Here is a 21062-nt window from a genome sequence, read left to right on the forward strand (position 1 = left end):
ACCAACTCATCCCGATTGCGACCCAACGCGACCCCATCCAGATCGCAAACAGGCTCTAAGCAGCCCATGCGTGATGGCGCTGCAAGCTGCGCCTGAACTGGTGATTAAGGACCAGAAGGGAAGTGCGATTTAGCATCTACACTTCTTGACTTAATGTTTCATATTGTTGCAAAACTTGCAAAAAATATGGAACTTTTTTTAACTCACCGACCTGGTACTCGCCCATGAACAAATTGTTCGCATCCCTTCTTGCTTCGGCATTGATGGCTTTCGCCGCCACCTCGGCCATCGCCGCTGACGATTACAACAAACCACCTGCTGGCGACAAACAATACGCCCAGTGCGTGGTGACCTCCAACAAGAAGTGGGAAGGCGGCAACGAGAAGAGCAATGTCAAAGGCCAAACCAACGCCCAGGCCTTTTGCACCTGCCTGTGGAACGAAACACCGGATGACTTCAAGGGCGGACTGGCCACCTTCTCGGACACCCCCAAAGGCAAGACCATCAGCAAGATCTGCGAAAAGCACTCCGGCTGGGGTGAGTAAGACTTAGGGCGCGCTACAGCGCCTTTAGCGGGCCAGCCACGGCGATTTGCGCCAACAGGTTTTCCTGTTGGCGCTTTTTTTGCCCCTGCTGCCGGCGGCAATATGGTGGCCCGGCCTGCAGATGCAAGCAATCCTTGACCACCATCCCGGTAGACGCTGACCACCGAATGTCAGCTTTGGAGAAAAGCGAACTTCCTCTCAGGCTCCGAAGCGGCCTTCTGATCCAAATCGACTAATTACTACTCTCAGCGGAAGCCGTCGGTCCCGTTCGCTCATTGGAATGACGCTAACGACCATCCGCTGTCGCTCACCAATGACTGCTTCCTGGAAATCCAAAATGTGGATAGGCAGATTGACCATTGCAGTCATTCACAGCTAGCCCTGCCCTGCTGCAGCACTGTCTGCGGCGTCGCGCCTTGTTCTCGCTTCTAGTGCAAATGGGAATCAGGTGGCGAGCAAACCCTCGCTGGTGGCCCGATGGACGGCCTGCGCGCGGGTCGTGCAACTCAACGCTTTCATGGCGCCCGCGACATGCATCTCGACGGTGCGCGGACTCAAACCGAGTTCGCGTGCAATCTGTTTGTCGGTTTGCCCGTGCGCCACACAGGCCAGGATTTCTGATTGACGCGGGCTCAACTTGGCCGTGCTGGCACCAGCCTTCACAGTCACTCCGAGGAAGGCCCGCATCTCGGCAAAAAAGCTCAGGGCCGCAGGCGCGCCGCCCAACAAAACATGGCTATCGCTTTCCAGCGGTACAAAGCGGGCACCGGCAATCCAGCCCGCCAGTTTGCGGCCTTGCTCAAACCCCACCATCTGGTCTCCGCGAGCGTGCAGAACCAGTACCGGGCACTTCAGCCTTGCACATTCAGCCTTCACGTCCATCTCGTAGTTCCTGCGCAGATACTGCTCAGCCATTTCCGGCGTCATGGACAGCCGCATGCGTTCGTCGATTCCGCGACGCATCTCCGACGTTGCATTGCCCAATAACTGAGACACAAACACTTGGCGAAAAACCGATTTTTCGTTGTTCCAGCCGACCCGCGCACTGCTGAGCAGCAGGTTGGCTTCTTCCAGCAGCGCCGGCTCGGGATGCTTGGCGCTGAAATAGGCTCGCCCAAATCCATTGAGCAAAATAAGACGGCTCACACGTTCAGGGTGCCGCGCTGCATAGGCGATGGCAACAGGTGCACCGCAGGACAATCCATACAAAGGCAGCGGGGCCTGAGAGTGTGCGTCAACCACGGCCGCCAGATCGACGACCAAGTCCTCAAACTGTAGCGGTGGAATGCGCCGGTCTGACAACCCGCAGCCGCGAGAGTCGTAGCGCACATAGGTGTGGTCGCGGCTGAACTCTTCGATGGCAGCCCAGGAATCAGGTTCGCGAGCGTCGCATTCCAGATGAGTCAGCCAAGTCCCAACGCGAATCAGGGGAGGCCCTTCGCCTGTGGTGGCCGTCGCGAGCCGCACGCCGTCAGACGTCGTACAAAAACGGATATCCTGTTTGGGTGCCATGGTGTCGGCCTCCAGAGGGTGACGGCCCCATTGTAGGGACGCGCCCTGTGCCCGACAAGCATCAGTCATCCCATCGTCTTGACACGCACCGTTACGACCTCGGCGCTTGCGCACTCGACACCTTCCTGGAAAACCTGGCACGCGACGACCGTTTTGCGCTCACCCTTGTCCGTGACACGGGCGCGCAGTTCCATCTCACCGTCAATGGCCACAGGCTTGAGGTAGCTGATCGACAGTTTGCCGGTGACGAAGGCGAACGGTGGCGGCCCTTTTTCGATGTCATGGCCGACGTCCCGGCAGTATTCAGCCATCGCCGTCCAGATGGCATGGCAGTCAACGATGGAAGCGATGGTGCCGCCGTAGACGTAGCCGGGGTGGCCAATGTGAAAGGGTTCTGGTCGCCATCGGCAGACCATATCCCCGCCTATCCGGTAGCTCTTGATTTGAAGGCCGTGCTCATTGAGCGCACCGCACCCGAAGCAGTGGACCTTCAGCACATCCTGCAGCGCTCTGTCCATCATGAACCCTTCGAACATGCGGGTGCAGCCTGGGCCACCCGTACCCGCGAGGCCTCAAACGCATGGATCAGTGCCCGGCTGTTGCGGTCAGCGCAAAAATGCTCGCCGGCTTCGAGGACCGTGTCTCGAATGTCTTTATCGAACGTGATCCAGACACAGCCCTCCAGGCATTCCATGACCGTGCCTTGCGGCTGCAAGACGGTGACGGTGCTGCCCTTGACCAGTTCATGGACATCGCGGCTTGCACCTGAGACGACCATGGGGCGGTGAACCGCCACGAGACGCGCAGCACGCAACCATGCGGCGAAAGGGTTGGCAGGAAGGGCATGCAGGGGGTTGAGGGCGGGGTTCATGACTTTCTCCGGTGGGATGGTCGATGGAGAAAGTATGGTTTTTTTGGGTCCCAAGCGCCAGTGTGCGCATTACGGTGTTCAGCAGGCGCGACTACGGTAGCGGCTACCGTAGTACCCGCAAATTGGCCCCCGTTTCCCGGACACACGCATTGACCCCTATAGGAAAAATGATGGAACAGCTGCACCTGGTCGGCTGCGGGTGTAGCCATTGCAAATCAACAAGCTCCGGTCCTGACATTCAAGGTTGAAATGTGATGTGAACCCAATGACTGCTTTGGTGATATTCAATTTGAGAAACTACCAACTTGAATGGATTGACTACGATCAGCGCGCCCGTTTTCCCCTATGACTCCTGACAGTCTCTTGCGCTCCTTGCGAGCGTAGGCGCGAAGCTCCGCTATTGCCCGTCGTCTGTCTCTGCAACGGGCACGCCGCAGTAACCAGCCAACAGCGACAGGCGGGCATTTGTGACGGAGAAGTAAATGTTCGGGTAGACCTGGTCCATGAACACCAGCAGCCTGCTCAGCCATGGCCGGCAAAATGGCCAAAGGCAGCGCAATACCACCCTGCCCTGTGTGGGCCGCATGGGTGCGTTATCCTGTGCCCTGTTTTTTACGAGGCTAACCATGTTTTCCAAATCACGCTTGTTCCCCTTTTTCTTCGCCGGCCTCCTGGCCAGCAGCTTGTTGATCGCCGGCTGCAAGGACGGATCGGATGCCGGCAATGCGGCCAAAGGCAGCACGCCGGTGTCCCTCGCCGCCATCAATGCCGAAGCCACGGGCTTTGCCGTGGGCGCGCCCATGAGCGCACGCACGGTGTATGTGTTTTTTGATGCCCAGTGCCCGCATTGCACGGTGTTGTGGGACGCGGCGAAACCGCTGAAAACCCAGGCGAAATTTGTCTGGATTCCGGTCGGCATCCTCGGCGCCTCCAGCACCGCCCAGGGCGCCACCTTGCTGGCCGCCAAAGACCCGGTCGCCGCGATGGATGAACACGAAGCCTCGATGAAAGCCAAACGCGGCGGCATCAGCGCCGGCAGCGACATCGATGCGCAAAAAACCGCTGTGGCGAAAAACACCGCGCTGCTGACACGTTTTGGCTTTGCGTCGATTCCGACCATTGTCGGCACCCACGCCCAGACCGGCGCGCTGGTCACACAGGAAGGCTCCATGCCCACGGCCGCGCTGGCGGGCCTGCTCGGCCTGCAAGTGCCGGCGCCCTGAATACCAACGCCGGCTCACAGGGCCGGCGCTTGACATTTATAAGGAAAAATGACCTGTAGCCCAATCAGCATGGACGCAGGAAGCTCCTGTTTTGATAGCGAATAGCCGCTGCCCAAGGACTCAGAACAGAACCCGGCTGCGAATGGTGCCGCGCACCTCGGCCAGTTTGGCCAGCGCCATGTCGGAGTGCGCCGCGTCGATATCTATCACCACATACCCAATGGCTTCGTTGGTTTGCAAAAACTGCGACGCGATGTTGATGTTGTTGTCGGAAAACACCTTGTTGATCTCCGACAACACACCCGGCACGTTGCGGTGAATATGCAGCAGCCGGTGTTTGCCAGGGTGGGCTGGCAGCGCCACTTCGGGGAAATTGACGGACGAGGTCGAGGTGCCGTTGTCGCTGTACTTGACCAGTTTTTCCGCCACCTCGATGCCGATGTTTTCCTGCGCTTCCATGGTCGAGCCGCCCACATGCGGCGTCAGGATCACGTTGTCCAGGCCACGCAGCGGCGACTCGAACACATCCTTGTTGCTGCGCGGCTCCACCGGGAACACATCGATCGCTGCACCCAATAATTTTTTGGCGCGCAAGGCCTCGGCCAGCGGCTCGATCTCGACCACGGTGCCGCGCGAGGCATTGATCAACACGCTGCCCGGCTTCATCGCGGCCATCTCGGCCTGGCCAATCATCCATTGGGTGGCCTGGGTTTCCGGCACATGCAGGCTGACCACGTCGCACTGCCCGAGCAAATCGTGCAGCTTGGCCACCTGCCGCGCATTGCCCAGCGGCAGCTTGGTGACCACATCAAAAAACACCACTTTCATGCCCAGCGCTTCGGCCAGCACCGACAGCTGTGTGCCTATGGAGCCGTAACCGACGATGCCCAAAGTCTTGCCGCGAATCTCGAAAGCGTTGTCGGCCGACTTGAGCCAGCCGCCGCGGTGCGCGACCGCACTTTTCTCGGGCACGCCGCGCAGCAGCAAAATTGCCTCGGCCAGCACCAGCTCGGCCACCGAGCGGGTGTTGGAAAACGGCGCGTTGAAGACCGCGATGCCGCGCTCACGCGCCGCGTTCAGGTCCACCTGGTTGGTGCCTATGCAAAAACAGCCGACCGCCGCCAGCTTGGACGCGTGGGCAAACACCTCGGCGCTGAGCTGGGTGCGTGAGCGGATGCCGACAAAATGGGCGTCGGCGATTTTGAGCTTGAGCTCCTCGTCGGACAGAGCGCCGCTCAGGCTTTCAATCTGCGTGTAACCCGCCGCCCTAAGCACCTCCACGGCAGAAGGATGAATGCCCTCCAGCAGGAGGAACTTGATTTTTTTCTTGTCGATCGAGGTTTTGCTCATGGGTCTGGGGCCGGGCTGAAGGTGGTCGGGCATCAAGTATGAAGGAAAGCGCTGCGGGCAGCAGCGCCCACCGCCTTTGTCCGCCATGCAGAAGGGTTGAGGCCGCGCTGGGCTTCAATCGACCGGCGCGGGAGCAACCCGTGCGCCCCGGCTGGTGAACTGCGCCAGCGCCACACCGAGCAAGGTCAGCCCGGCGCCGGCCAGCTTGATGCCGGTGTAGTGTTCACCCGCAAACAGCCAGGCCACCAGGCCAGCGACCGGCGGCATCAAATACATCAGCGGCGCCGTGCGGGCCACGCCGCGCACTGCGTTGATCCAGCCCCAGACCAGCCAGCCCAGAAAAGCCGACACCGTCACCGACCAAATCAGGCCGGCCCAGACCAGCCATGAAATCTCGCCCCAGGGCGCGGACAGCCCGGCCGGCAAGGCGAACAACAACACTGGCACGCTGCCGAACAAGGTGGCGTAAGTCATGGTCACGATGCCGCCATGGCGCTCGATCAGCGGTTTGGCCGCCACCGTGTAATAGGAGAAAAAGCTGGCCGCGACCAGCAAAAACAAGTCTCCCCCGGTGGCCAGCCAGTGGCCGCCCAGCAGTTTGTCGGACAGGAAAATCAGCACACCGGCAAAGGCCACGGTCACGCCGGCGATTTGCGCCCGGTGCAAGGGCTCCAGGCCCATGAGGCGCAGGATCAGCAAGGTGAAGATGGGACCGCAGGCCAAAATCAGCGAGCTGGAAAACGCGGTCGACCAGTGGATGCCGTAACTCACCATGCCCACATGCAAAAAGTGACCCGCCACGCCCAGCCGTGCCAGTTCCCAGAAGTCCCGGCGCGAGATCCTGGGAAAATGCCGGCCGTAACGCCAGACCAGCAGCGCCAGCGCACACAACGGCATGATCAGGTAACGGGCGAACAAAAAACCGCCGGGGCCGACCGCGTTAAAAACAAACTTCTGCAAAGAGAAATTAATGCCCCAGATCACCACCAGCACCAGGGCGGCGGCTAAAGCGAGGGAGGCGTGGCGGCTGGGGGAGGGAGGCGTTGACGCAAGGCTCATGCAGCTGGATTTTTTGAAAGTTGACAGTAAAAACTGTCCGTAGACCCTGTTTGCGATCTAAAGGGGGCGCGTTGCGACGCAATCGGGATGAGTTGCTCGCCAACATCTCGCCGCATGGGCTGATGCCCATGCAAGGGATTTGGTGGGCAAATCACCCGATTTCGTCCCAACCCATGGGGCAAGTGGATTCTCGGGCGGTCTGCGGCGTTACAAAATCAGCCAAGGCTCCAGCCTTGGCTTGGATTTTGCGCCTTGCAGCCCATCCCGATAATCCACTTGCGCGCCCCCCTTTAGATCGCAAACAGGCTCTTCGCCCAATCAGATCGGGCGCAGCCAGCTATCATTTTCGAAGCATACCAGCTTCACACCAAGTCTGCAGGCCGCCACTGCTCACCCAGCCCCCGGCCAGCCCACCTTCGCCGGCGTGATACAAACAGCGCCTGCCTTGAAAGGAACATCTTGAAATTCAAAATGGCTGAAAAGTCACTCTTTGCCATCTTGCTGCGCTCGCCGTGGTGGATCAGTCTGGTTATAGGTCTGGGCATTGGCTTGGCCGCCGCGGCCTTGCTGCCGCCCAAGTATTTTTTCTTCGGCGCCATGGGCGGCCTGCCCTTTCTGGTGATCACCGTGATTGCGGGCTACCGGCAGTTCAAGGCGCCCAGCACCGCGCATGTAGCCGGCACGCTGGCGCAGTTGAACGCCATGTCCTGGCGCGATTTTTCCAGTGCCATGGAGCAGGCTTATGTGCGCCAGGGTTACGAGGTGGCACGTCTGGACAGCCCCGCGGCTGACTTTGTGCTGAGCAAGTCGGGCGGCACCACCCTGCTCAGTTGCAAACGCTGGAAGGCGGCACGCCTGGGCGTGGAGGTCTTGGAAAGCCTGGAAACCGCCCGCGCCGCGCGTGATGCGGATGGTTGCCTGTTTGTGACCCTGGGCGAAGTTTCGGACAAGGCGCGCGAGTTTGCCGTCGACCATCGCATAGGCGTGATGCAAGGCACGGATCTGGCGCAGTTTCTTAGGCCCGTGCTGGCCGCGAAATAAGCCGCGCGGCTCAGACGCTCTGCTTTTGATAGCTGCTTGCACCCGTTCTTCAAGGGCTAGAGGCCAATTTGGCCACAAGAACTAGGGTGACGCCTTACCGGCCACGGGATAAGCACTCACCATCCACAGAAACACCAGCGCACCGGCCAGCAAGCTGGCGGCGGCAATCTCCAGCGACAGCGTGAAACCTTCGCCCAGGCTGCGGCTGTGTTTGAGCAGCAGCGCCACCAACGGCGGGCCGGCAATTTGCCCGATGCCATAAGCCGCCGTCAGCAAACCCATGGCGCTGGCCGCGGCCTGCGGTCGCAAACGCCGCACTTCCTGCATGGCAAAAAAGGTGATCGCCGTGAAAGGCATGCCTAGCAGCAAACTGCCAATCGCAAAGCCGGCCAGGGTGGGACTGAACACACTGGCGGCGATGCCTAACGCCTGCACCAGGTAACAAACCGCCAGCAGATACCTGAAGTCATGCCGGGCCGGCACACGGGTGGCCAACAGCGCCCCGCTGAACACCCCCAGGCCGAAGATGGGCCAGAAAAAATCTATCCAGACCGACCCCGGCATGGCTTCACGTGCAATCACCGGCAAAAAGGTGGCGGTGATGATGTAGCCAAAACCCGCGAGTCCGTAGGTCAGGGTCAGGAACAACATCTGCCGGGGACCGGCCGGCGCGCTTGGGCTTGTTGCCGCAGGGGCCGTGGCAGCGCCAGCCCCGCTGGCCTGCAGCGGGCGCTCATTAAACGTACGCCAGACCATGGCCGTCATCACGGCCGCGAGCCCGCCAAAAATCAGCCAGCCCGCGGCCGCCGTCCAGTGCAAGGCCACCATGCCGCTGGCAAACAGGCCGCTCAAGGCGATGCCGGCGCCGGGCCCGGCGTAAATCACACCGCCCAGCGTGGGCGCGCCCAGCCTGGCGAGTTGCGACAGACACCAGCCCGAGGTGTAGACAAACACCACGGCGCTGGCCACACCGGCCGCAAAACGCAAGAGCGGCCAGGCCAGGGGCAGATACACGGCCATGCCCAGGGTCAACACCGTGGTGGCGATCAGGCCGGCGCGCACCCAGGTCGAACTGGCGACCTCCGGCAAAAAGCTGAAACGTTTCCAGATCCAGGGCTGAAAGGTGCACAACAAGGCGCCGACCATGTAGCCCAAATAATTGGCACTGGCCAGCCAGCTGGCTGCGGGTAAATCAATCACGCCGTCGCTGAGCATCATGGGCAGCAGCGGCGTGAAGGCAAAGCGGCCTATGCCCATGGCGATCGCCAGCGACAACATGCCGGCAATGGCTACCGTCCAGCGGCTGAGGTCCGTGCTGGCCCGGCTCAAGGCGTGGACCCCGTCGCGCCCGCTGCGGGTGTCTGGACCAGCGCGATACGGCGGCGCAGACGCGCGGCTTCTTCGGCATCACCGCCCTTGTCGGCCAGCTGCGCCTGCACGCCCAGCCAGGCCAGCAAGGGCCGGCGCCAGCCCTGGGCCGAGGCCGTGTCCACCGCTGCTTGCAACAGCGCCGGACTGGCGCGGCCGGACTGAAACAAGACGGCGGCGGCCACCAGTTGAGACAGCGGATCGCTGATGCTTTTCACACCCGCCACATCACCAGCCGCAGCCGCGCGTTGCGGCGCGGGCAACAAGGCAATGTCTTGCGGTGGCAAACGGCCGGCCAGGTAATCGGCGTACGCACGTTCGGCGGCTGGCGCGTCTTGCCGCAGGCGCTCAAAACCGGCGCAGGGCTCGAACACCAGGCTGGCGACCCGGCTGGCGCAACGCAGCAGTTCCACCCTCGCCGTCAGGTCAATACGGCCGGTGCTGGACACCTCGCTGAGCGCGCGCCCGGCCTCCAGGGCCTCGACCCGCGTGTTGCCTTCCATGTAGGCGGCAACGGCCCGCTCCATGGATGATTTGGTCTCCATCTGCCAGTCGGCCGGTTTGGGGCCACTGCTGCAAGCCAGCAGTGACAAAAGTGCAGCCGCGCCGACCACGGCGCTTGAAAAAGAACTCATGGCAGCTTGATCTCCGTGTCGCGTGCAAACGGCCACTTGCGGTTGATTTCATTGACCAGGCCATCAACCTTGCGCAGGCTGGACTCAACCTCGGCGCGCAGTGCGCCCAGGTCGTCGGTGGCGGCGCGGGCATTGGCGCCCACGGCCTGGGCTTCAACCAGCACGGCATCGACTTTTTTCAGACTGACCCTGGCCTCAGCCAGCAAGCCATTGAGCTGCACCACGGTGGCCCGGGTTTCCGGCATCACACCCTTGGCGCCAAACACCTGGGTGTCGGTTTTGGCGGCCAGACCGTCGAGTTTGGCCAGCAAGGCATTGCTGCGGTCCAGCGTGAGCATCAGTTTTTTGGCTTCGGCGTCGTTGCCCAGCATCACGCTCAAGGCGCCGCCCGGGCCGTTGAGCCGCTCGGTCAGCTTCTGCACATTGCCCAGGCTGGCGCCCAGCGCACCTTCGCTGCTGGTCAGGGTATTCAGGTTTTCCAGCAGATCTTTGGCCGCGGCCATCAGCTTGGGCACCTCGGCGCCGGTGTCGCCGCGCAAAACCTCGCGCACCGCGTCGTTGGGCAGCGGCGGATCGGTCAGGATGCCGCTGTAGGCGCGGATATTGGTGCTGCCCACCAGGCCGCGCACCAGGGTGAACACGCTGGAGGTACGCAGCCAATGGGCGTCTTTGGTCGGCACGTCCACCACGATGCGGGCCTTGCCATCGGGGGCCAGCTCGATGCGGCGCACACGGCCAATCGGGAAGCCCGAAAAGGTCAGGTCCATGCCAACCACCACGCCTTCCGAATCATCGGACACCAGCACCAGGGTCTGGGTTCTTTCAAACGCGCCGCGGGCGTACATCACATACAGGGCCGAACCCACCACCAGCGCGACCATGAAGATCAGCAGCAAGACAGCCTTGAACTCCAGGTTGGCCACGGGCGGCATGGCCAGCGAGGTGTCGGGCGTCAGCGGGGACGATGGTTTTGCGGCTTCGCTCATGGGGTGACAGGACACATGTTGGGGTGCTTCTTGGTTTTAATAATAGTTGCCCACCAGGGACACCACTTCGATCAGCAGGATCACGGCAAACATACGCACCAGCATGCGCAACTCGGCACTGGTGCGCACACTGGACTCATGCGGGTCATACAGTGCGGAGGCCATGGGAATCAACGACACCGCCAGGCTGAAAAACAGGGTTTTCATCACAAAAATCAGCGACACCTCGGGGCTGAACACCTGGCCGAACAGCCGCGTATAAATGGGCAGGCCGGACAGCTCGAAACCATACACCGCCAGGTAAGCCATCACCAGCGCCACCACGCAACTCAGCGCGGCCAGGGTCACGGTGGAACAAACACCTGCCGTCACACGCGGCAGCACTTCGCGCCGCACCGGGTCCAGGCCGCGTTGCTGCAGCGCTTCCAGTTCCCCGCTTCTGCGCATCAACGATAACTCCACGCCGCTGGCAATGGCACAGCGCAGCGCCACAAACAGCGCGGCGGTCAGCGGGATCAATTCGAGCACCAACACACGTATCACCACCTGCAAGGCGTAGTGGGACAAGCCGTAACTCAGCGCGGTGGCAATCACGATACGTGTGATGACCAGGGTGATCAGCGCACACATCAGCGTGAAACCCATCAGGTTGGGCGCGGTGTTGTGGTAAATGTGCCTGGCCATCACCCGCCGGCTTTGGCGGCTATAACTGGAAGGCGACAAGATCAGCACCAGGATCTGCGCGCCCAGGTAAACCAGGCGCCACCAGCCCAGCAGCCAGCTTTGTGCCTGGCGGTTCAGTTCCGTGAGAAGGTTCAGCCGGCGATCCAGAAGCGTCATGAGGCCATGATAGCCGTGTGCCTGCGCGGGCTCAGCCCAGCGGGCCGTCTTCCAGCGGCGGCGAGCCGTTCGGGATGCCGCCAGTCAGCCTGAGTTTGGCGGCGCAGCGGCTGATGTCTTCGCGCTCGCCCTGCCACAAGGCACAGACATATGCACGGTAATCCGGGTGCCAGCCCTCGGCGGCGTCGAGAGCCGTGATGGCGCCATCCACGTCGCTCAAGCCCTGCACATGCGCCGCGACTTCGATGGCCAGGGTGCAGGTGGTGTTGATCACCTTGTCGAAATCATCGTCATTGGGCTGCAGGGCCGTGACGCCAAACAGCGCAAACACCTGGGCCAAAGCCGCTTCGGACTCGGCGTCCAGCGTCTCCAGCCCGGTCTGCGGGTCCAGCGTTTTTTCGGCGGGGAAAGCGGCCTGTTCGGCGGCCGCCAGCAACTGTTCGCGAAATAAGGCACTCATGCGGAATCTCCAAAATGGCGGGCGGAGCAAAAAAGGAAAGGCCGTTCTCAGCGTTTAGGGACAGGGTTTGACCTCGATGTACAGGTCTTCCAGCGCGCCGGTGTAACCCTCAAAAGCCAGCAGCCGGGCCGCGACTTCGGCATGCTCCCAATGCTGGATGGCTTTTTTTTCACCCAGGCTGATGTCTGCGCCCGGTGTCTCATCCTGGCGGGTTTTGGCATTGACCCAGGCCCGATGTGCAGGCAGCACCTGCTCGGGTCCGCCCAGGTGTTGGGCCAACGCATGGCTGTAACGCTGCTCGATGGCGCAGCGCTGCTCTTCGGGAAACTTCTTTTTGTCCATCAATTGGACGCTGTAATTCATGGTTGCCCTCGCTTCCAGGCCCGCCAGTTTACAAGGTGGCCTGTTGATTTGAAGTGGAAAAGATGACCCGGATGTTAATCCATCATCGGCCTGCGCCGGGCGAAAGACTCAAGCCTTGACGGCCACCAGCCCGACCGCGGCGATCCGGTCGGCCCGGCGGTAGACCGGGCGCGCCAATTCTTCCCCAAACACGTCGGGGTCGATTTCGGCATAGGTGTAGGTGCAGCCGGCCTGGCCCAGAAAGGGCTCCATGGCCTGGATGAACGGATCGGCGCCGTCGACCATGGCCACACCGGTGTACAAAATCAGCCGGCCGCCGGGCAACAGGCGCTGCAGCGCCTGCGCGCCTATACGCAGGCTGAGCGCCAGCCCCAGGTCGCCGCCGCCATGGCGGTAGGCACGCGCCGCGTCGTCCACCAGGTAAGGCGGGTTGGACAAAACCACGTCAAAGTCACCGGCGGTGGCCGACAGCGCATCACCCAGGGCCAGTTCGACCTCCAGACCGGCAAAGGCGGCGTTGATGCCGGCATAACGCAGGGCCAGCGGGTTGATGTCGTTCAGGGTGACATGGGCGCCCACGCGCAGCCGCGCCGCCATGATGCCGCCGGCGCCGCTGCCGCAACCCACGTCGGCCACCCGCAACGGGGTGTCCGGGCGATTTGCCGGCAGGTTGTCGCGCACCAGGTTGAAAAAGCGGTAGGTGTCGGGGCCGAAAAAAACCGCGTCAGGCGCCAGCGTCGGAAACGCCGAATGGATGAACAACTCCCCGTCCACACTCGCCACCCGGACCCGGCTGCGGTACCAGCGCTCGCCTTCGCGCTGCAACACACCGCTTTGTAGCAAGGGCTCCAGCAAGGCCGACGGCAAACTCTGCGCGGCAAAAGCCAGGGACCAGCCAAAAATGTCACGCAGGGAGGCCCCGGTTTGATCGTGCCGGTTCGCCAGCACCCGGGCATGGGTCAGCGGCGTGACCGTGCTGAATTCGTAAGCCCGGCCGCGCAGGTAATGCAGCAAGGCCGCCAGGGCTTGGTCTGTGGCCTCGGTGTGCGCAGGCATAAACGTCAATGGGAAAACATGCGTTGTTCGGCATAACAGTCGAAACAGCGCAGACCACACAGCAGCCGCATCAAGGCGCCCTCGGCGATAAACCGTGCGCAGCTGGGGTCGGCCGCCACCAGCGGTGCGATCACCTCCCGATTCCAGGCCTGGGCGTGGTGCACGTCCAGCACGGCGTGCAGGTCGAAATAGGCACGCAGCCGGCCATCCAGCCCCAAGCGGCGCATGCCGTCGGACACCCGCTTGACACGTGAGGGCGCTGTCAGCTCGATCACCCCCAGTGCGCCTATCGACTGATAGGTGTAACGACGCGAAGTCGCCAGGCCCAGCATGGTGTTGGCCAGCGCCAGCGCTGGCCATTCGGTGTTGTCAATCGTGGGCTGCAAGTCCAGCGCGGCCACCACGTGGGCCAGCAAGGCGCCGTGCATGGCGCCGGCTTTGCCATGGCCCATTTCATCCCAATAATTTCGGGCCAGCTCCAGCTTGACGCGGGTCGGCAGCTTGACTTGGGTGTAAGCCAGCAGGTCGTCAAACCCGGCCTCGCCGGCGGCCTCCTGGCGCAAAAACCAGCACATGTCGTCCAGGGTGGCGATGTCAGCGAGCCAGTCGAACAAGGGGTGCTGCTGGCCCGGACCGTTTATCGCCAGGCCTTCGAACCAGGCGACAAAAGCATCGCTGGCCAGCTCCGCCAGCGGCAACAGCGGTGCAACTTCGGCGCGCAAGGCCTCCAGGAACTCGCCTTCGCGCTGGCGCCACCCCAGTTCATCGTCGATCTGCCGGCGCCAGTCGGCCGACGGCGTGGCGGGGGTCACCCGCCTGGCGTTGAAATGCGCCAATCCGCGGTGTAAGGCCAGCGGGTTGTCGGGCACCAGGAAAGGTGCGAGGCCGTCCAGAACATCTTTGGCAGGGTTTTTCACCGCAACACCTCCGCTTGGCCGTTCGCCGCCCTCTTACAAGCACAGGCGGCTTAAAAAACCAAGACTAAGGTGTTACCGTGATGCCGTCTGTAGGACAGGGATGATGAAAATCGGTTCGGCGCTGGGAAAAGCCGGTTTTCGCGTTTTCTTAAGAAAAACAGGCCTCTATCCCATGCAGGACGGATGCAGCCAGCTATCCAATTGATAGCAACTCAGACGGCAGCGCTGCAGTCCGCCATTTCCTGGCCCAGCCGGACCGCGGCGCCGGGCGCCCAGGCCGGGTTGAAACGGCATGGGCCTTGGGGGAACAACATGACCACGGTGGAGCCGAGCAAAAAGCGCCCCATTTCGTCGCCCTGCTGGAGTTCGATGGGCTGCTTGTCGTAAAACCATTCCCGCACCTGCTTGGTCCGCGGCGGGTTGACGACGCCATGCCAGACGGTGGCCATGCTGCCGACAATGGTGGCGCCCACCAGTACCAGCACAAAAGGGCCACGCGCCGATTCAAACACGCAGACCACCCGCTCGTTGCGCGCAAACAGCCCGGGCACACCGCGCGCCGTGGCCGGGTTGACCGAAAACAGCTCGCCCGGCACATAAATCATGCGCACCAGGCGCCCGTCCGCCGGCATGTGGATGCGGTGGTAGTCCTTGGGGCTGAGGTAAATCGTGGCAAAGCTGCCACCCTCAAAACGTGCGGCCAGTTCACGGTCGCCACCGACCAGGGCGGTGGTCGAATAATGGTGGCCCTTGGCCTGGAAAATCTGGTCACCTTCGATCGCGCCGAACTGGCTGATCGCGCCATCGACCGGGCAAATCAGGTCGGCGGCGGCCAGCGGCCGAGCGCCGGGTTTCAGCGCGCGTGTGAAAAATTCGTTGAAGCTGGGGTAAGTCGTGATGTCGGGGTTGGCGGCTTCGGCCATGTTCACGCCGTATTTGCCGACAAACCAGCGGATGATGCGCGTGGTGATGGCGCCGCCCCGCATGGACGCGATGTGGCTGCCAAATTCTGTCAGCGCCTGCTTGGGCAGGAGGTATTGCAAAAGGACATCAAATCGTTCGGACACGCGGGCTCACTCTGGTCAGGAAAAGCGCTCATTCTATCGAGGCAGGCCAGGCCTTCGAGGCAAACTAAAACCGCAGGTGACACAAGGACGTTCAGGCCCTTACTTCGGCAGCAGGCGCAACAAGCGCCCACGCGGGCTGTCGGTCAACACATACAGCAGGCCGTCCGGGCCTTGCCGCACGTCGCGGATACGTTCGCCACCGCCTTCCAGCAGCCTGTGTTCGCGCACGACCTTGCCCTTGAAAGGCTGTTCCAGCTCCAGCCGGTCCAGGTAGGCAAACTTCAACGAGCCGATGAACAGATTGCCCTGCCAGGCCTTGCCGTATTTGTCGCTGGTCAAAAATGCCATGCCTGAAGGCGCGATCGACGGCACCCAATAATGCAGCGGCTGCTCCAGGCCGGGCTGAGCCGTCAGGCCGTCGCCGATCTTGCCACCGCCATAGTTTTCGCCATAAGTGATCACCGGCCAGCCATAGTTGCGGCCTGGCTGCGGCACATTGATTTCATCGCCGCCCTGCGGCCCGTGTTCATGGGTCCAGTAAGTGCCGTCGGGCGTCAAGGTGGCACCTTGCATATTGCGGTGACCGTAACTCCAGATTTCAGGCAAGGCACCGGCGCGGCCGACAAAGGGGTTGTCCCTGGGTACGCTGCCATCCTTGTGGATACGCACCACCTTGCCCAGGTGGTTGTCGAGCTTTTGCGCGTCCGACATGCGCGAAAAACGGTCGCCCAGGGTCAAAAACAAGCTGCCGTCGGGTTTTCCGTCTTTCAGCGCTTCAACAATACGGCAGCCAAAATGGGCGCTGCTGACGACCTTGGGCTTTTGGCTGAAGATCACCTGCACGGCCTCCAGCCGGCTGTTGTCCGTCGACAGCGTGGCGCGGGCCAAGGCCGTGCTGTTGCCAGGGCCCGACGCGGCAGGTTCTGAAAAGCAGAAGTAAATCCGGCGGTTGCCGGCAAAACCGGCATCCGTGATCACATCCAGCAAGCCGCCCTGCCCGCCTGCGGCGATGGTCGGCAAGCCGGGCAGCGCCGGACCCAGCCGGCCGTCAGCCTCCACCACACGCATGCGGCCCGGGCGCTCGGTCACCAGAAAACGCCCTTCCGGCAAAAACGCCAGCGCCCAGGGGTGTTGCAAATCGCTGGCGACCAGTTCCGGCCGCACCGTCTGGGCCTGCGTGGGCAAGCTCGCAAACGCTATTAAAACAATAGCTACCTGCGCCCGGAAAATAAGGGCTAGAGGCATATTTCACTCCTAAAAAGTACAAAAATCGGCCGGCCCGGTCCAACCCCAACAGGGATCGCCCAGTGTCCGCCAAAGCGGCCTGGCTCAAGTCCCATTTTGACGTGCCATGTATAAAATCGTTACAAATCAATGACTTGAAACCAGTATCTAGAAAAAACTTCAGCTTGACGTAGGACAGCACCTTCAAGTACCCTAGCGGCCATGCGTTTAACCCTGCTCGTCACATGCCTTCTGCTTGCCCTCACCGCGCACGCAAGCCCGGATCAACCGGCGGGCGACATGGACAAATTCCTGGCCGACAAAGGCCTGCTCAACAAGATAGACCAAGTGCGTCAGTCGGTCGGTAACAAAACCTCCGAGCTGGTCGTCAATGCCATGGGTTTCCTGGGCGTGCCCTACAAACGCGGCGGCAACACCGCCGAAACCGGTTTTGACTGCAGCGGTTTTGTACGCGCCATTTACGAACAAAGCGTCGGCCTGATGCTGCCGCGCCGTGCCGAGCAGCAAGCCGCAGCCACCCAGAACATCGACAAAAACGACTTGCAACCCGGCGATCTGGTGTTTTTCAACACCTTGAAACGCGCTTTCAGCCATGTGGGCATTTACGTGGGGGACGGCAAGTTCATCCACTCCCCCAAACCGGGTGCCGAAGTGCGGGTCGAAAGCCTGGGTGTGGCCTACTGGGCACGCCGCTTTGACGGCGCCCGCCGCGTGCCGGGCACCTCGACCGCCGACAACAACGGCGAATAAGCCAGTTGCCGCGCCGGCTTAATCGGCCGTGACGCCGGCGTCCTTGATCACTTTGGCCCATTTGGCGGTTTCCGCCGCAATAAACGCATCAAACTCTTCCGGCGTGCCACCAACGCCGAAGGTGCCCATCGCCTCGAGCCGGGCCCGGGTTTCATCGCTGCGGATGATGCGCCCGACTTCTTCCGACATGCGTTTGACAATGTTTTTAGGCGTCGCGCTTGGCGCCAGCATGCCGGCCCAGGTGCTGCCCGTAAAACCAGCAAAACCCTGCTCGATGAACGTGGGAACTTCGGGCGCTGCGGGTAACCGGCGGTCGCTCGCCACACCAATCAGTCGCACCTTGCCTTGCCTGCCCTGCTGGATCAAGCCCTGGGGGGCGTCGAAGAAAAGCTGGATTTGCCCGCCTATCAGGTCCGACAGCGCAGGCGCAGCCCCGCGGTAGGGAATGTGGAGCATGAAGGTCTTCGTCAGCGACTTCCACAACTCGCTGGTCAGGTGCGCGGCCGAGCCGTTGCCCGAAGAGCCGAAACTGAGCTTGCCCGGGTTGGCACGCGCGTAGGCGATCAGCTCGTTCGCAGTCTTGAAAGGTGCATGGTTGCTGACGGCCGCGAGCAACGGTGTCACGCCCATCAGCGAAACGCCGGTCAAATCCTTGCGCGGGTCATAAGGCAGCTTGGGGTACAACGTGGTGTTGGCCGCATAGGCGGCGATGACCACCGCAAAGGTGCTGCCGTCGGCCGGCGCCTTGGCCAGCATGTCCACACCAATCAGGCTGTTGGCGCCGGGTTTGTTGTCGATGATGACAGGCTGCTGCAGCCGGTTTTGCAAACCCACCTGCACCAGACGCGCCATCTGGTCGGTAAAGCCGCCCGGCGTGTAAGGCACGATGATGCGAATCGGCTTGTTCGGCCAGGCCGACTGCGCCAGCAGGGGCGCGCACACCGCACTGGCGCCAGCCGCAACGGCCAGGTTAAAACGGCGGCGTGACAAGGAAGAGAGGGACTTGGCATCAGACATGGCTTCTCCAGACAGGGAAGTTCATTCTGGGCCCGACCCGCGTCCGCAGGCCCCCGGGTTTGCACCGTAGCCGACGGTCTTGTGCGCCCCGCTATGACGGTGCAAGCCACGCAGGCGCCTTATGGCCAGATTGCGTATTTGCCAGGCCCGGTGATGGCCAGCAGCAACAGCCCGCCCATGATGCTGAGGTTTTTAAGAAAGTTGATCTTGTTCCCCTCACGCTCCGCGCCCGACTGCGTCCAGAAGTGATGGCCCATCAGCGCCGTTGCGAAAGTGAAGAGTACATACAACAAGGCCAACGGACGGGTGTACACGCCCAGGATCAGAGCGATAGCACCAAAAAATTCCACGGCAATCGCCACCACCGTCGATAGCTGAGGCAACGGCGCACCGGTGGACGCCATGTACCCCACGGTGGCGGAGAAGTTTGTCAGCTTCTTCCAGCCAGTCACCAGGAAAAGCGCCATCAACAGCAGGCGTGCCAACAGGATCAAGACGTCGCTTTGCTGGCGTAGCAGGTCGTTCAACATGTCGCGTCCCCTGGGTTGGTCGTCCTTGCGGACAAAAGCACGAACTGAGACTTCAATGCCGTGGGGTGCTTTAAAACGGCACGCCTTCAAGCCGCCCCATCGCGCCGCTGGCAAAGTCCCGCTTGGCTTGTGCGAGACGCTCCGGCGTATCCATGACGAAGGGGCCAGCAAACAAAATCGCGCCGTCCACTAGCGCGCCGCCCAGCAAAGCCACGTCAGCGCCCTGGTCCGGCGTAGCCGTCAGGGTGAGCGACGAACCGGAGGACAACAGCGCCAGCACACCCGGGCCCAGTGGCGCACCGCCAACTTTGCCTTCCAGGCGACCGTCCAACACGTACAGGCCGAGTTCAAACGCCGCATCCACCGGCAAGCTGACGCTGGCGCCAGGGTCCAGGCGGATGTGGGCAAAGACGGTGGGACTGGCGGTTTGCATCGGGCCCGTGACATTGCCCAGGCTGTCCGCGATGACCCGAACCCGCACGCCGGCAGACCGGATCTCGGGAATATCTGCGGCGCGAAACGAGGCGTAGGCCGGGTCGGCCAGCTTTTGTGCCGGCGGCAGGCTGGTCCAGAGTTGCACGCCGTGACGCCCGCCGCTGGGTTGTTCTGCATGCAACATGCCGCGCCCGGCGCGTATCCATTGCGCATCGCCTGGCCCCAGTATGTCCTTGAAACCCAGGCTGTCGCGGTGCGCCACCCCGCCCTCCAGCAGGTAGCTGATGACTTCGATGCCGGCATGGGGATGCGGCGAGTCGCCTATGCCGCGCCGGCTCTGATGCCGGTAGTGGTCAATGAAGACAAAAGGTCCGAGCGAGGTGCGTCCGTCCAGGGGCAAGGCGCGCCACAACAACATGTCACCGTCATCGATGATCCGCTCCGCGGGAAAAATGCGTTCAATGATGCGTTGCATGGTGGGCACCCTCGGTTCGTGACAGGACATTCAACGGAACCGCTCCCAGTATCTGCCTGATGGGCAGGATATTCAACTCGACAGCCACAGTGCTGGTGGCGACCCAGACATAACCGCCCGACTACTTGCGCACCGGTGGCAAATCGGTGCAGTTGCCCTCAAGGACATCGTGGACTTGCCGCCAGTTGACCACAATGAACCCATGAAGCTCCTGGCGTGCATTACTGTGGATTTGCGGTACTAGAAAAAGACTGCATAAATTGTGGGCTGGGAGCTGCTCAATTCTGGGACATGGTCATCTTCTGCGTCATAGTATTCACAATACATGACAAGAAAAACCGAGCTGTAGACTAGTGTGATGAAACTAGATCCGGTATCTTTGAAGCTTTTCATAGCAGTCGTCGAGGAGCAAGGGATCGGCAAGGCAGCCGAACGCGAGCACATCGCAGCCGCAGCCATCAGCAAGCGCATCAGCGAACTCGAAATCACGCTTGGCACGCCGCTCCTTACGCGCAGCCACAAGGGCGTGGAGCCGACCGCGGCGGGGATCGCCTTGTTGCGATTGGCGCGTCAGGCGTTGCACGCGCTCGACGAGGTCCACACCCAGATGCTCGACTACGCGAGCGGCACGCGCGGCCAGGTTCGGCTGTTTGCCAACATCTCTGCCATCACCCAGTTCCTGCCTGGAGATCTTGCGAGGTTCGCCGAGGAGTATCCCGAGATCCAGCTTCACCTCGAGGAGCGAAATAGTGCAGTCACGATCAAGGCAGTGGCGGAAAATGCGGCCGATGTCGGCATATACACACGCCAGCCTCACGGAGATGACATCGAAACGCTGCCCTATGAGGAGGATGAGCTGGCCGTCGTGCTCCGGCGTGACCATCCACTCGCTGTGCACAAAAGCCTCCAGCTGGCGGACCTGCTCGATTGGGATTTTGTCGGACTTCGCACCGGCAGCGCCATTAATAGCCAGCTCACGGAGGCAGCCGTTCGAACCGGCCGGACGATCCGTTTGCGCGTGCAGGTCACGGGCTACGACGCCCTGTGCCTGATGGTGTCTGCCGGCCTCGGCATCGCCATTGCGCCGCGCCATCTCGTGCGGCTTTTCGTCAAGCGCCTGAATATCTGCGAAGTGAAACTAGCGGAGCCATGGGCCCGTCGCGAACTGGGCATCTGCGTGCGCGCCCACGCAGAGCTTCCCACCGCGTCCAGCCTGTTGGTGAAGCATCTGCAGCAGTGCGCGAAAAAGCGTAAACCCTAGTCTTCGCGCTACGCGATGACCCCTTGGCGATATATTGCTTTTCCGGGGAATACCGC

Annotated in this window: 23 protein-coding genes; 5 read left to right on the plus strand and 18 right to left on the minus strand. The window is 61.8% G+C overall.

Going from position 1 to position 21062, the window contains the following annotated elements; all coding sequences use genetic code 11:
• Window positions 1–224: 224 nt before the first annotated feature.
• Entirely contained in the window at window positions 225–545 is a 321-nt protein-coding gene (locus R6254_RS04495) for a hypothetical protein (RefSeq protein WP_318404749.1), read from the plus strand.
• A 444-nt stretch (window positions 546–989) separates the two neighbouring features.
• Here the strand turns inward: R6254_RS04495 and R6254_RS04500 are convergent, their stop codons facing one another.
• From R6254_RS04500 to R6254_RS04510, 3 genes are all read right to left on the minus strand, one after another.
• Window positions 990–2057: an alpha/beta fold hydrolase gene (locus tag R6254_RS04500; protein WP_318404750.1), complete on the minus strand. Its 1068-nt coding sequence runs from the start codon at window positions 2055–2057 to the stop codon at window positions 990–992.
• A 65-nt stretch (window positions 2058–2122) separates the two neighbouring features.
• Window positions 2123–2593 carry a PaaI family thioesterase gene (locus R6254_RS04505; protein ID WP_318404752.1) on the minus strand — a complete coding sequence of 157 codons (471 nt, stop codon included), beginning with the start codon at window positions 2591–2593 and terminating at the stop codon, window positions 2123–2125.
• Entirely contained in the window at window positions 2575–2928 is a 354-nt protein-coding gene (locus R6254_RS04510) for a DUF2917 domain-containing protein (RefSeq protein WP_318404754.1), read from the minus strand. The genes R6254_RS04505 and R6254_RS04510 overlap by 19 nt, the downstream gene beginning before the upstream one ends.
• Before the next feature lie 626 nt (window positions 2929–3554).
• On the opposite strand from R6254_RS04510, the gene R6254_RS04515 reads away from it, so the two are divergent.
• Window positions 3555–4151, plus strand: a complete 597-nt coding sequence (locus R6254_RS04515) for a DsbC family protein (protein WP_318404756.1) — start codon at window positions 3555–3557, stop codon at window positions 4149–4151.
• Between the two features lie 120 nt (window positions 4152–4271).
• Here R6254_RS04515 and serA read toward each other — a convergent pair whose 3' ends face one another.
• On the minus strand, window positions 4272–5501 hold the full coding sequence (gene serA / locus R6254_RS04520) for a phosphoglycerate dehydrogenase (RefSeq protein ID WP_318405210.1): 1230 nt from the start codon (window positions 5499–5501) through the stop codon (window positions 4272–4274).
• Between the two features lie 114 nt (window positions 5502–5615).
• Window positions 5616–6560 (minus strand): DMT family transporter, encoded by a 945-nt coding sequence (locus R6254_RS04525; protein ID WP_318404757.1) that lies wholly within the window; start codon window positions 6558–6560, stop codon window positions 5616–5618.
• Window positions 6561–7019: 459 nt separating this feature from the next.
• On the opposite strand from R6254_RS04525, the gene R6254_RS04530 reads away from it, so the two are divergent.
• Entirely contained in the window at window positions 7020–7601 is a 582-nt protein-coding gene (locus R6254_RS04530) for a restriction endonuclease (protein ID WP_318404758.1), read from the plus strand.
• 81 nt (window positions 7602–7682) lie between these two features.
• Here the strand turns inward: R6254_RS04530 and R6254_RS04535 are convergent, their stop codons facing one another.
• From R6254_RS04535 to R6254_RS04580, 10 genes are all read right to left on the minus strand, one after another.
• Window positions 7683–8879 carry a YbfB/YjiJ family MFS transporter gene (locus R6254_RS04535; protein WP_412103113.1) on the minus strand — a complete coding sequence of 399 codons (1197 nt, stop codon included), beginning with the start codon at window positions 8877–8879 and terminating at the stop codon, window positions 7683–7685.
• 47 nt (window positions 8880–8926) lie between these two features.
• A complete protein-coding gene (locus R6254_RS04540; RefSeq protein ID WP_318404762.1) occupies window positions 8927–9604 on the minus strand; it encodes a hypothetical protein in 678 nt (225 codons plus the stop codon).
• Window positions 9601–10590 carry an MlaD family protein gene (locus R6254_RS04545; RefSeq protein ID WP_318404763.1) on the minus strand — a complete coding sequence of 330 codons (990 nt, stop codon included), beginning with the start codon at window positions 10588–10590 and terminating at the stop codon, window positions 9601–9603. The genes R6254_RS04540 and R6254_RS04545 overlap by 4 nt, the downstream gene beginning before the upstream one ends.
• 36 nt (window positions 10591–10626) lie before the next feature.
• Window positions 10627–11430 carry an MlaE family ABC transporter permease gene (locus tag R6254_RS04550; RefSeq protein ID WP_318404765.1) on the minus strand — a complete coding sequence of 268 codons (804 nt, stop codon included), beginning with the start codon at window positions 11428–11430 and terminating at the stop codon, window positions 10627–10629.
• Window positions 11431–11461: 31 nt separating this feature from the next.
• A complete protein-coding gene (locus R6254_RS04555) occupies window positions 11462–11890 on the minus strand; it encodes a hypothetical protein (protein WP_318404767.1) in 429 nt (142 codons plus the stop codon).
• A 54-nt stretch (window positions 11891–11944) separates the two neighbouring features.
• On the minus strand, window positions 11945–12253 hold the full coding sequence (locus R6254_RS04560; protein ID WP_318404769.1) for a hypothetical protein: 309 nt from the start codon (window positions 12251–12253) through the stop codon (window positions 11945–11947).
• Window positions 12254–12361: 108 nt separating this feature from the next.
• Window positions 12362–13309, minus strand: a complete 948-nt coding sequence (locus R6254_RS04565; RefSeq protein ID WP_318404771.1) for a class I SAM-dependent methyltransferase — start codon at window positions 13307–13309, stop codon at window positions 12362–12364.
• Window positions 13310–13314: 5 nt separating this feature from the next.
• On the minus strand, window positions 13315–14226 hold the full coding sequence (locus R6254_RS04570; RefSeq protein ID WP_318404772.1) for an iron-containing redox enzyme family protein: 912 nt from the start codon (window positions 14224–14226) through the stop codon (window positions 13315–13317).
• A 212-nt stretch (window positions 14227–14438) separates the two neighbouring features.
• The gene (asd, locus tag R6254_RS04575) at window positions 14439–15293 is read right to left on the minus strand and encodes an archaetidylserine decarboxylase (protein ID WP_318404773.1); all 855 of its coding nucleotides are present in this window, start codon (window positions 15291–15293) and stop codon (window positions 14439–14441) included.
• Between the two features lie 99 nt (window positions 15294–15392).
• Window positions 15393–16538 carry a PQQ-dependent sugar dehydrogenase gene (locus R6254_RS04580; RefSeq protein WP_318404774.1) on the minus strand — a complete coding sequence of 382 codons (1146 nt, stop codon included), beginning with the start codon at window positions 16536–16538 and terminating at the stop codon, window positions 15393–15395.
• A 201-nt stretch (window positions 16539–16739) separates the two neighbouring features.
• Here R6254_RS04580 and R6254_RS04585 point away from each other — a divergent pair, with 201 nt between their 5' ends.
• On the plus strand, window positions 16740–17288 hold the full coding sequence (locus R6254_RS04585; RefSeq protein ID WP_318404775.1) for a C40 family peptidase: 549 nt from the start codon (window positions 16740–16742) through the stop codon (window positions 17286–17288).
• Between the two features lie 18 nt (window positions 17289–17306).
• Here R6254_RS04585 and R6254_RS04590 read toward each other — a convergent pair whose 3' ends face one another.
• The 3 genes from R6254_RS04590 to R6254_RS04600 form a co-directional block, all read right to left on the minus strand.
• Window positions 17307–18305: a tripartite tricarboxylate transporter substrate binding protein gene (locus tag R6254_RS04590; protein ID WP_318404776.1), complete on the minus strand. Its 999-nt coding sequence runs from the start codon at window positions 18303–18305 to the stop codon at window positions 17307–17309.
• A 119-nt stretch (window positions 18306–18424) separates the two neighbouring features.
• Window positions 18425–18832 (minus strand): DoxX family protein, encoded by a 408-nt coding sequence (locus R6254_RS04595; protein ID WP_412103114.1) that lies wholly within the window; start codon window positions 18830–18832, stop codon window positions 18425–18427.
• 73 nt (window positions 18833–18905) lie between these two features.
• Window positions 18906–19745 (minus strand): pirin family protein, encoded by an 840-nt coding sequence (locus R6254_RS04600; RefSeq protein ID WP_318404778.1) that lies wholly within the window; start codon window positions 19743–19745, stop codon window positions 18906–18908.
• A gap of 358 nt (window positions 19746–20103) precedes the next feature.
• On the opposite strand from R6254_RS04600, the gene R6254_RS04605 reads away from it, so the two are divergent.
• Complete coding sequence (locus R6254_RS04605; protein ID WP_318404779.1) at window positions 20104–21006, plus strand: LysR family transcriptional regulator; 903 nt, start codon at window positions 20104–20106, stop codon at window positions 21004–21006.
• Window positions 21007–21062: the final 56 nt, after the last annotated feature.

The sequence above is a fragment of the Polaromonas potterensis genome, assembly GCF_033446725.1.
Taxonomy (GTDB): domain Bacteria; phylum Pseudomonadota; class Gammaproteobacteria; order Burkholderiales; family Burkholderiaceae_C; genus Polaromonas.

Coding starts and splice junctions, on each gene's coding strand:
- R6254_RS04495 (WP_318404749.1), top strand. CDS start 225: ATGAACAAATTGTTCGCATCCCTTCTTGCTTCGGCATTGATGGCTTTC.
- R6254_RS04500 (WP_318404750.1), bottom strand. CDS start 2,057: ATGGCACCCAAACAGGATATCCGTTTTTGTACGACGTCTGACGGCGTG.
- R6254_RS04505 (WP_318404752.1), bottom strand. CDS start 2,593: ATGTTCGAAGGGTTCATGATGGACAGAGCGCTGCAGGATGTGCTGAAG.
- R6254_RS04510 (WP_318404754.1), bottom strand. CDS start 2,928: ATGAACCCCGCCCTCAACCCCCTGCATGCCCTTCCTGCCAACCCTTTC.
- R6254_RS04515 (WP_318404756.1), top strand. CDS start 3,555: ATGTTTTCCAAATCACGCTTGTTCCCCTTTTTCTTCGCCGGCCTCCTG.
- serA (WP_318405210.1), bottom strand. CDS start 5,501: ATGAGCAAAACCTCGATCGACAAGAAAAAAATCAAGTTCCTCCTGCTG.
- R6254_RS04525 (WP_318404757.1), bottom strand. CDS start 6,560: ATGAGCCTTGCGTCAACGCCTCCCTCCCCCAGCCGCCACGCCTCCCTC.
- R6254_RS04535 (WP_412103113.1), bottom strand. CDS start 8,879: ATGTTGTCGCTGGCGATCGCCATGGGCATAGGCCGCTTTGCCTTCACG.
- R6254_RS04540 (WP_318404762.1), bottom strand. CDS start 9,604: ATGAGTTCTTTTTCAAGCGCCGTGGTCGGCGCGGCTGCACTTTTGTCA.
- R6254_RS04545 (WP_318404763.1), bottom strand. CDS start 10,590: ATGAGCGAAGCCGCAAAACCATCGTCCCCGCTGACGCCCGACACCTCG.
- R6254_RS04550 (WP_318404765.1), bottom strand. CDS start 11,430: ATGACGCTTCTGGATCGCCGGCTGAACCTTCTCACGGAACTGAACCGC.
- R6254_RS04555 (WP_318404767.1), bottom strand. CDS start 11,890: ATGAGTGCCTTATTTCGCGAACAGTTGCTGGCGGCCGCCGAACAGGCC.
- R6254_RS04560 (WP_318404769.1), bottom strand. CDS start 12,253: ATGAATTACAGCGTCCAATTGATGGACAAAAAGAAGTTTCCCGAAGAG.
- R6254_RS04565 (WP_318404771.1), bottom strand. CDS start 13,309: ATGCCTGCGCACACCGAGGCCACAGACCAAGCCCTGGCGGCCTTGCTG.
- R6254_RS04580 (WP_318404774.1), bottom strand. CDS start 16,538: ATGCCTCTAGCCCTTATTTTCCGGGCGCAGGTAGCTATTGTTTTAATA.
- R6254_RS04585 (WP_318404775.1), top strand. CDS start 16,740: ATGCGTTTAACCCTGCTCGTCACATGCCTTCTGCTTGCCCTCACCGCG.
- R6254_RS04590 (WP_318404776.1), bottom strand. CDS start 18,305: ATGTCTGATGCCAAGTCCCTCTCTTCCTTGTCACGCCGCCGTTTTAAC.
- R6254_RS04600 (WP_318404778.1), bottom strand. CDS start 19,745: ATGCAACGCATCATTGAACGCATTTTTCCCGCGGAGCGGATCATCGAT.
- R6254_RS04605 (WP_318404779.1), top strand. CDS start 20,104: ATGAAACTAGATCCGGTATCTTTGAAGCTTTTCATAGCAGTCGTCGAG.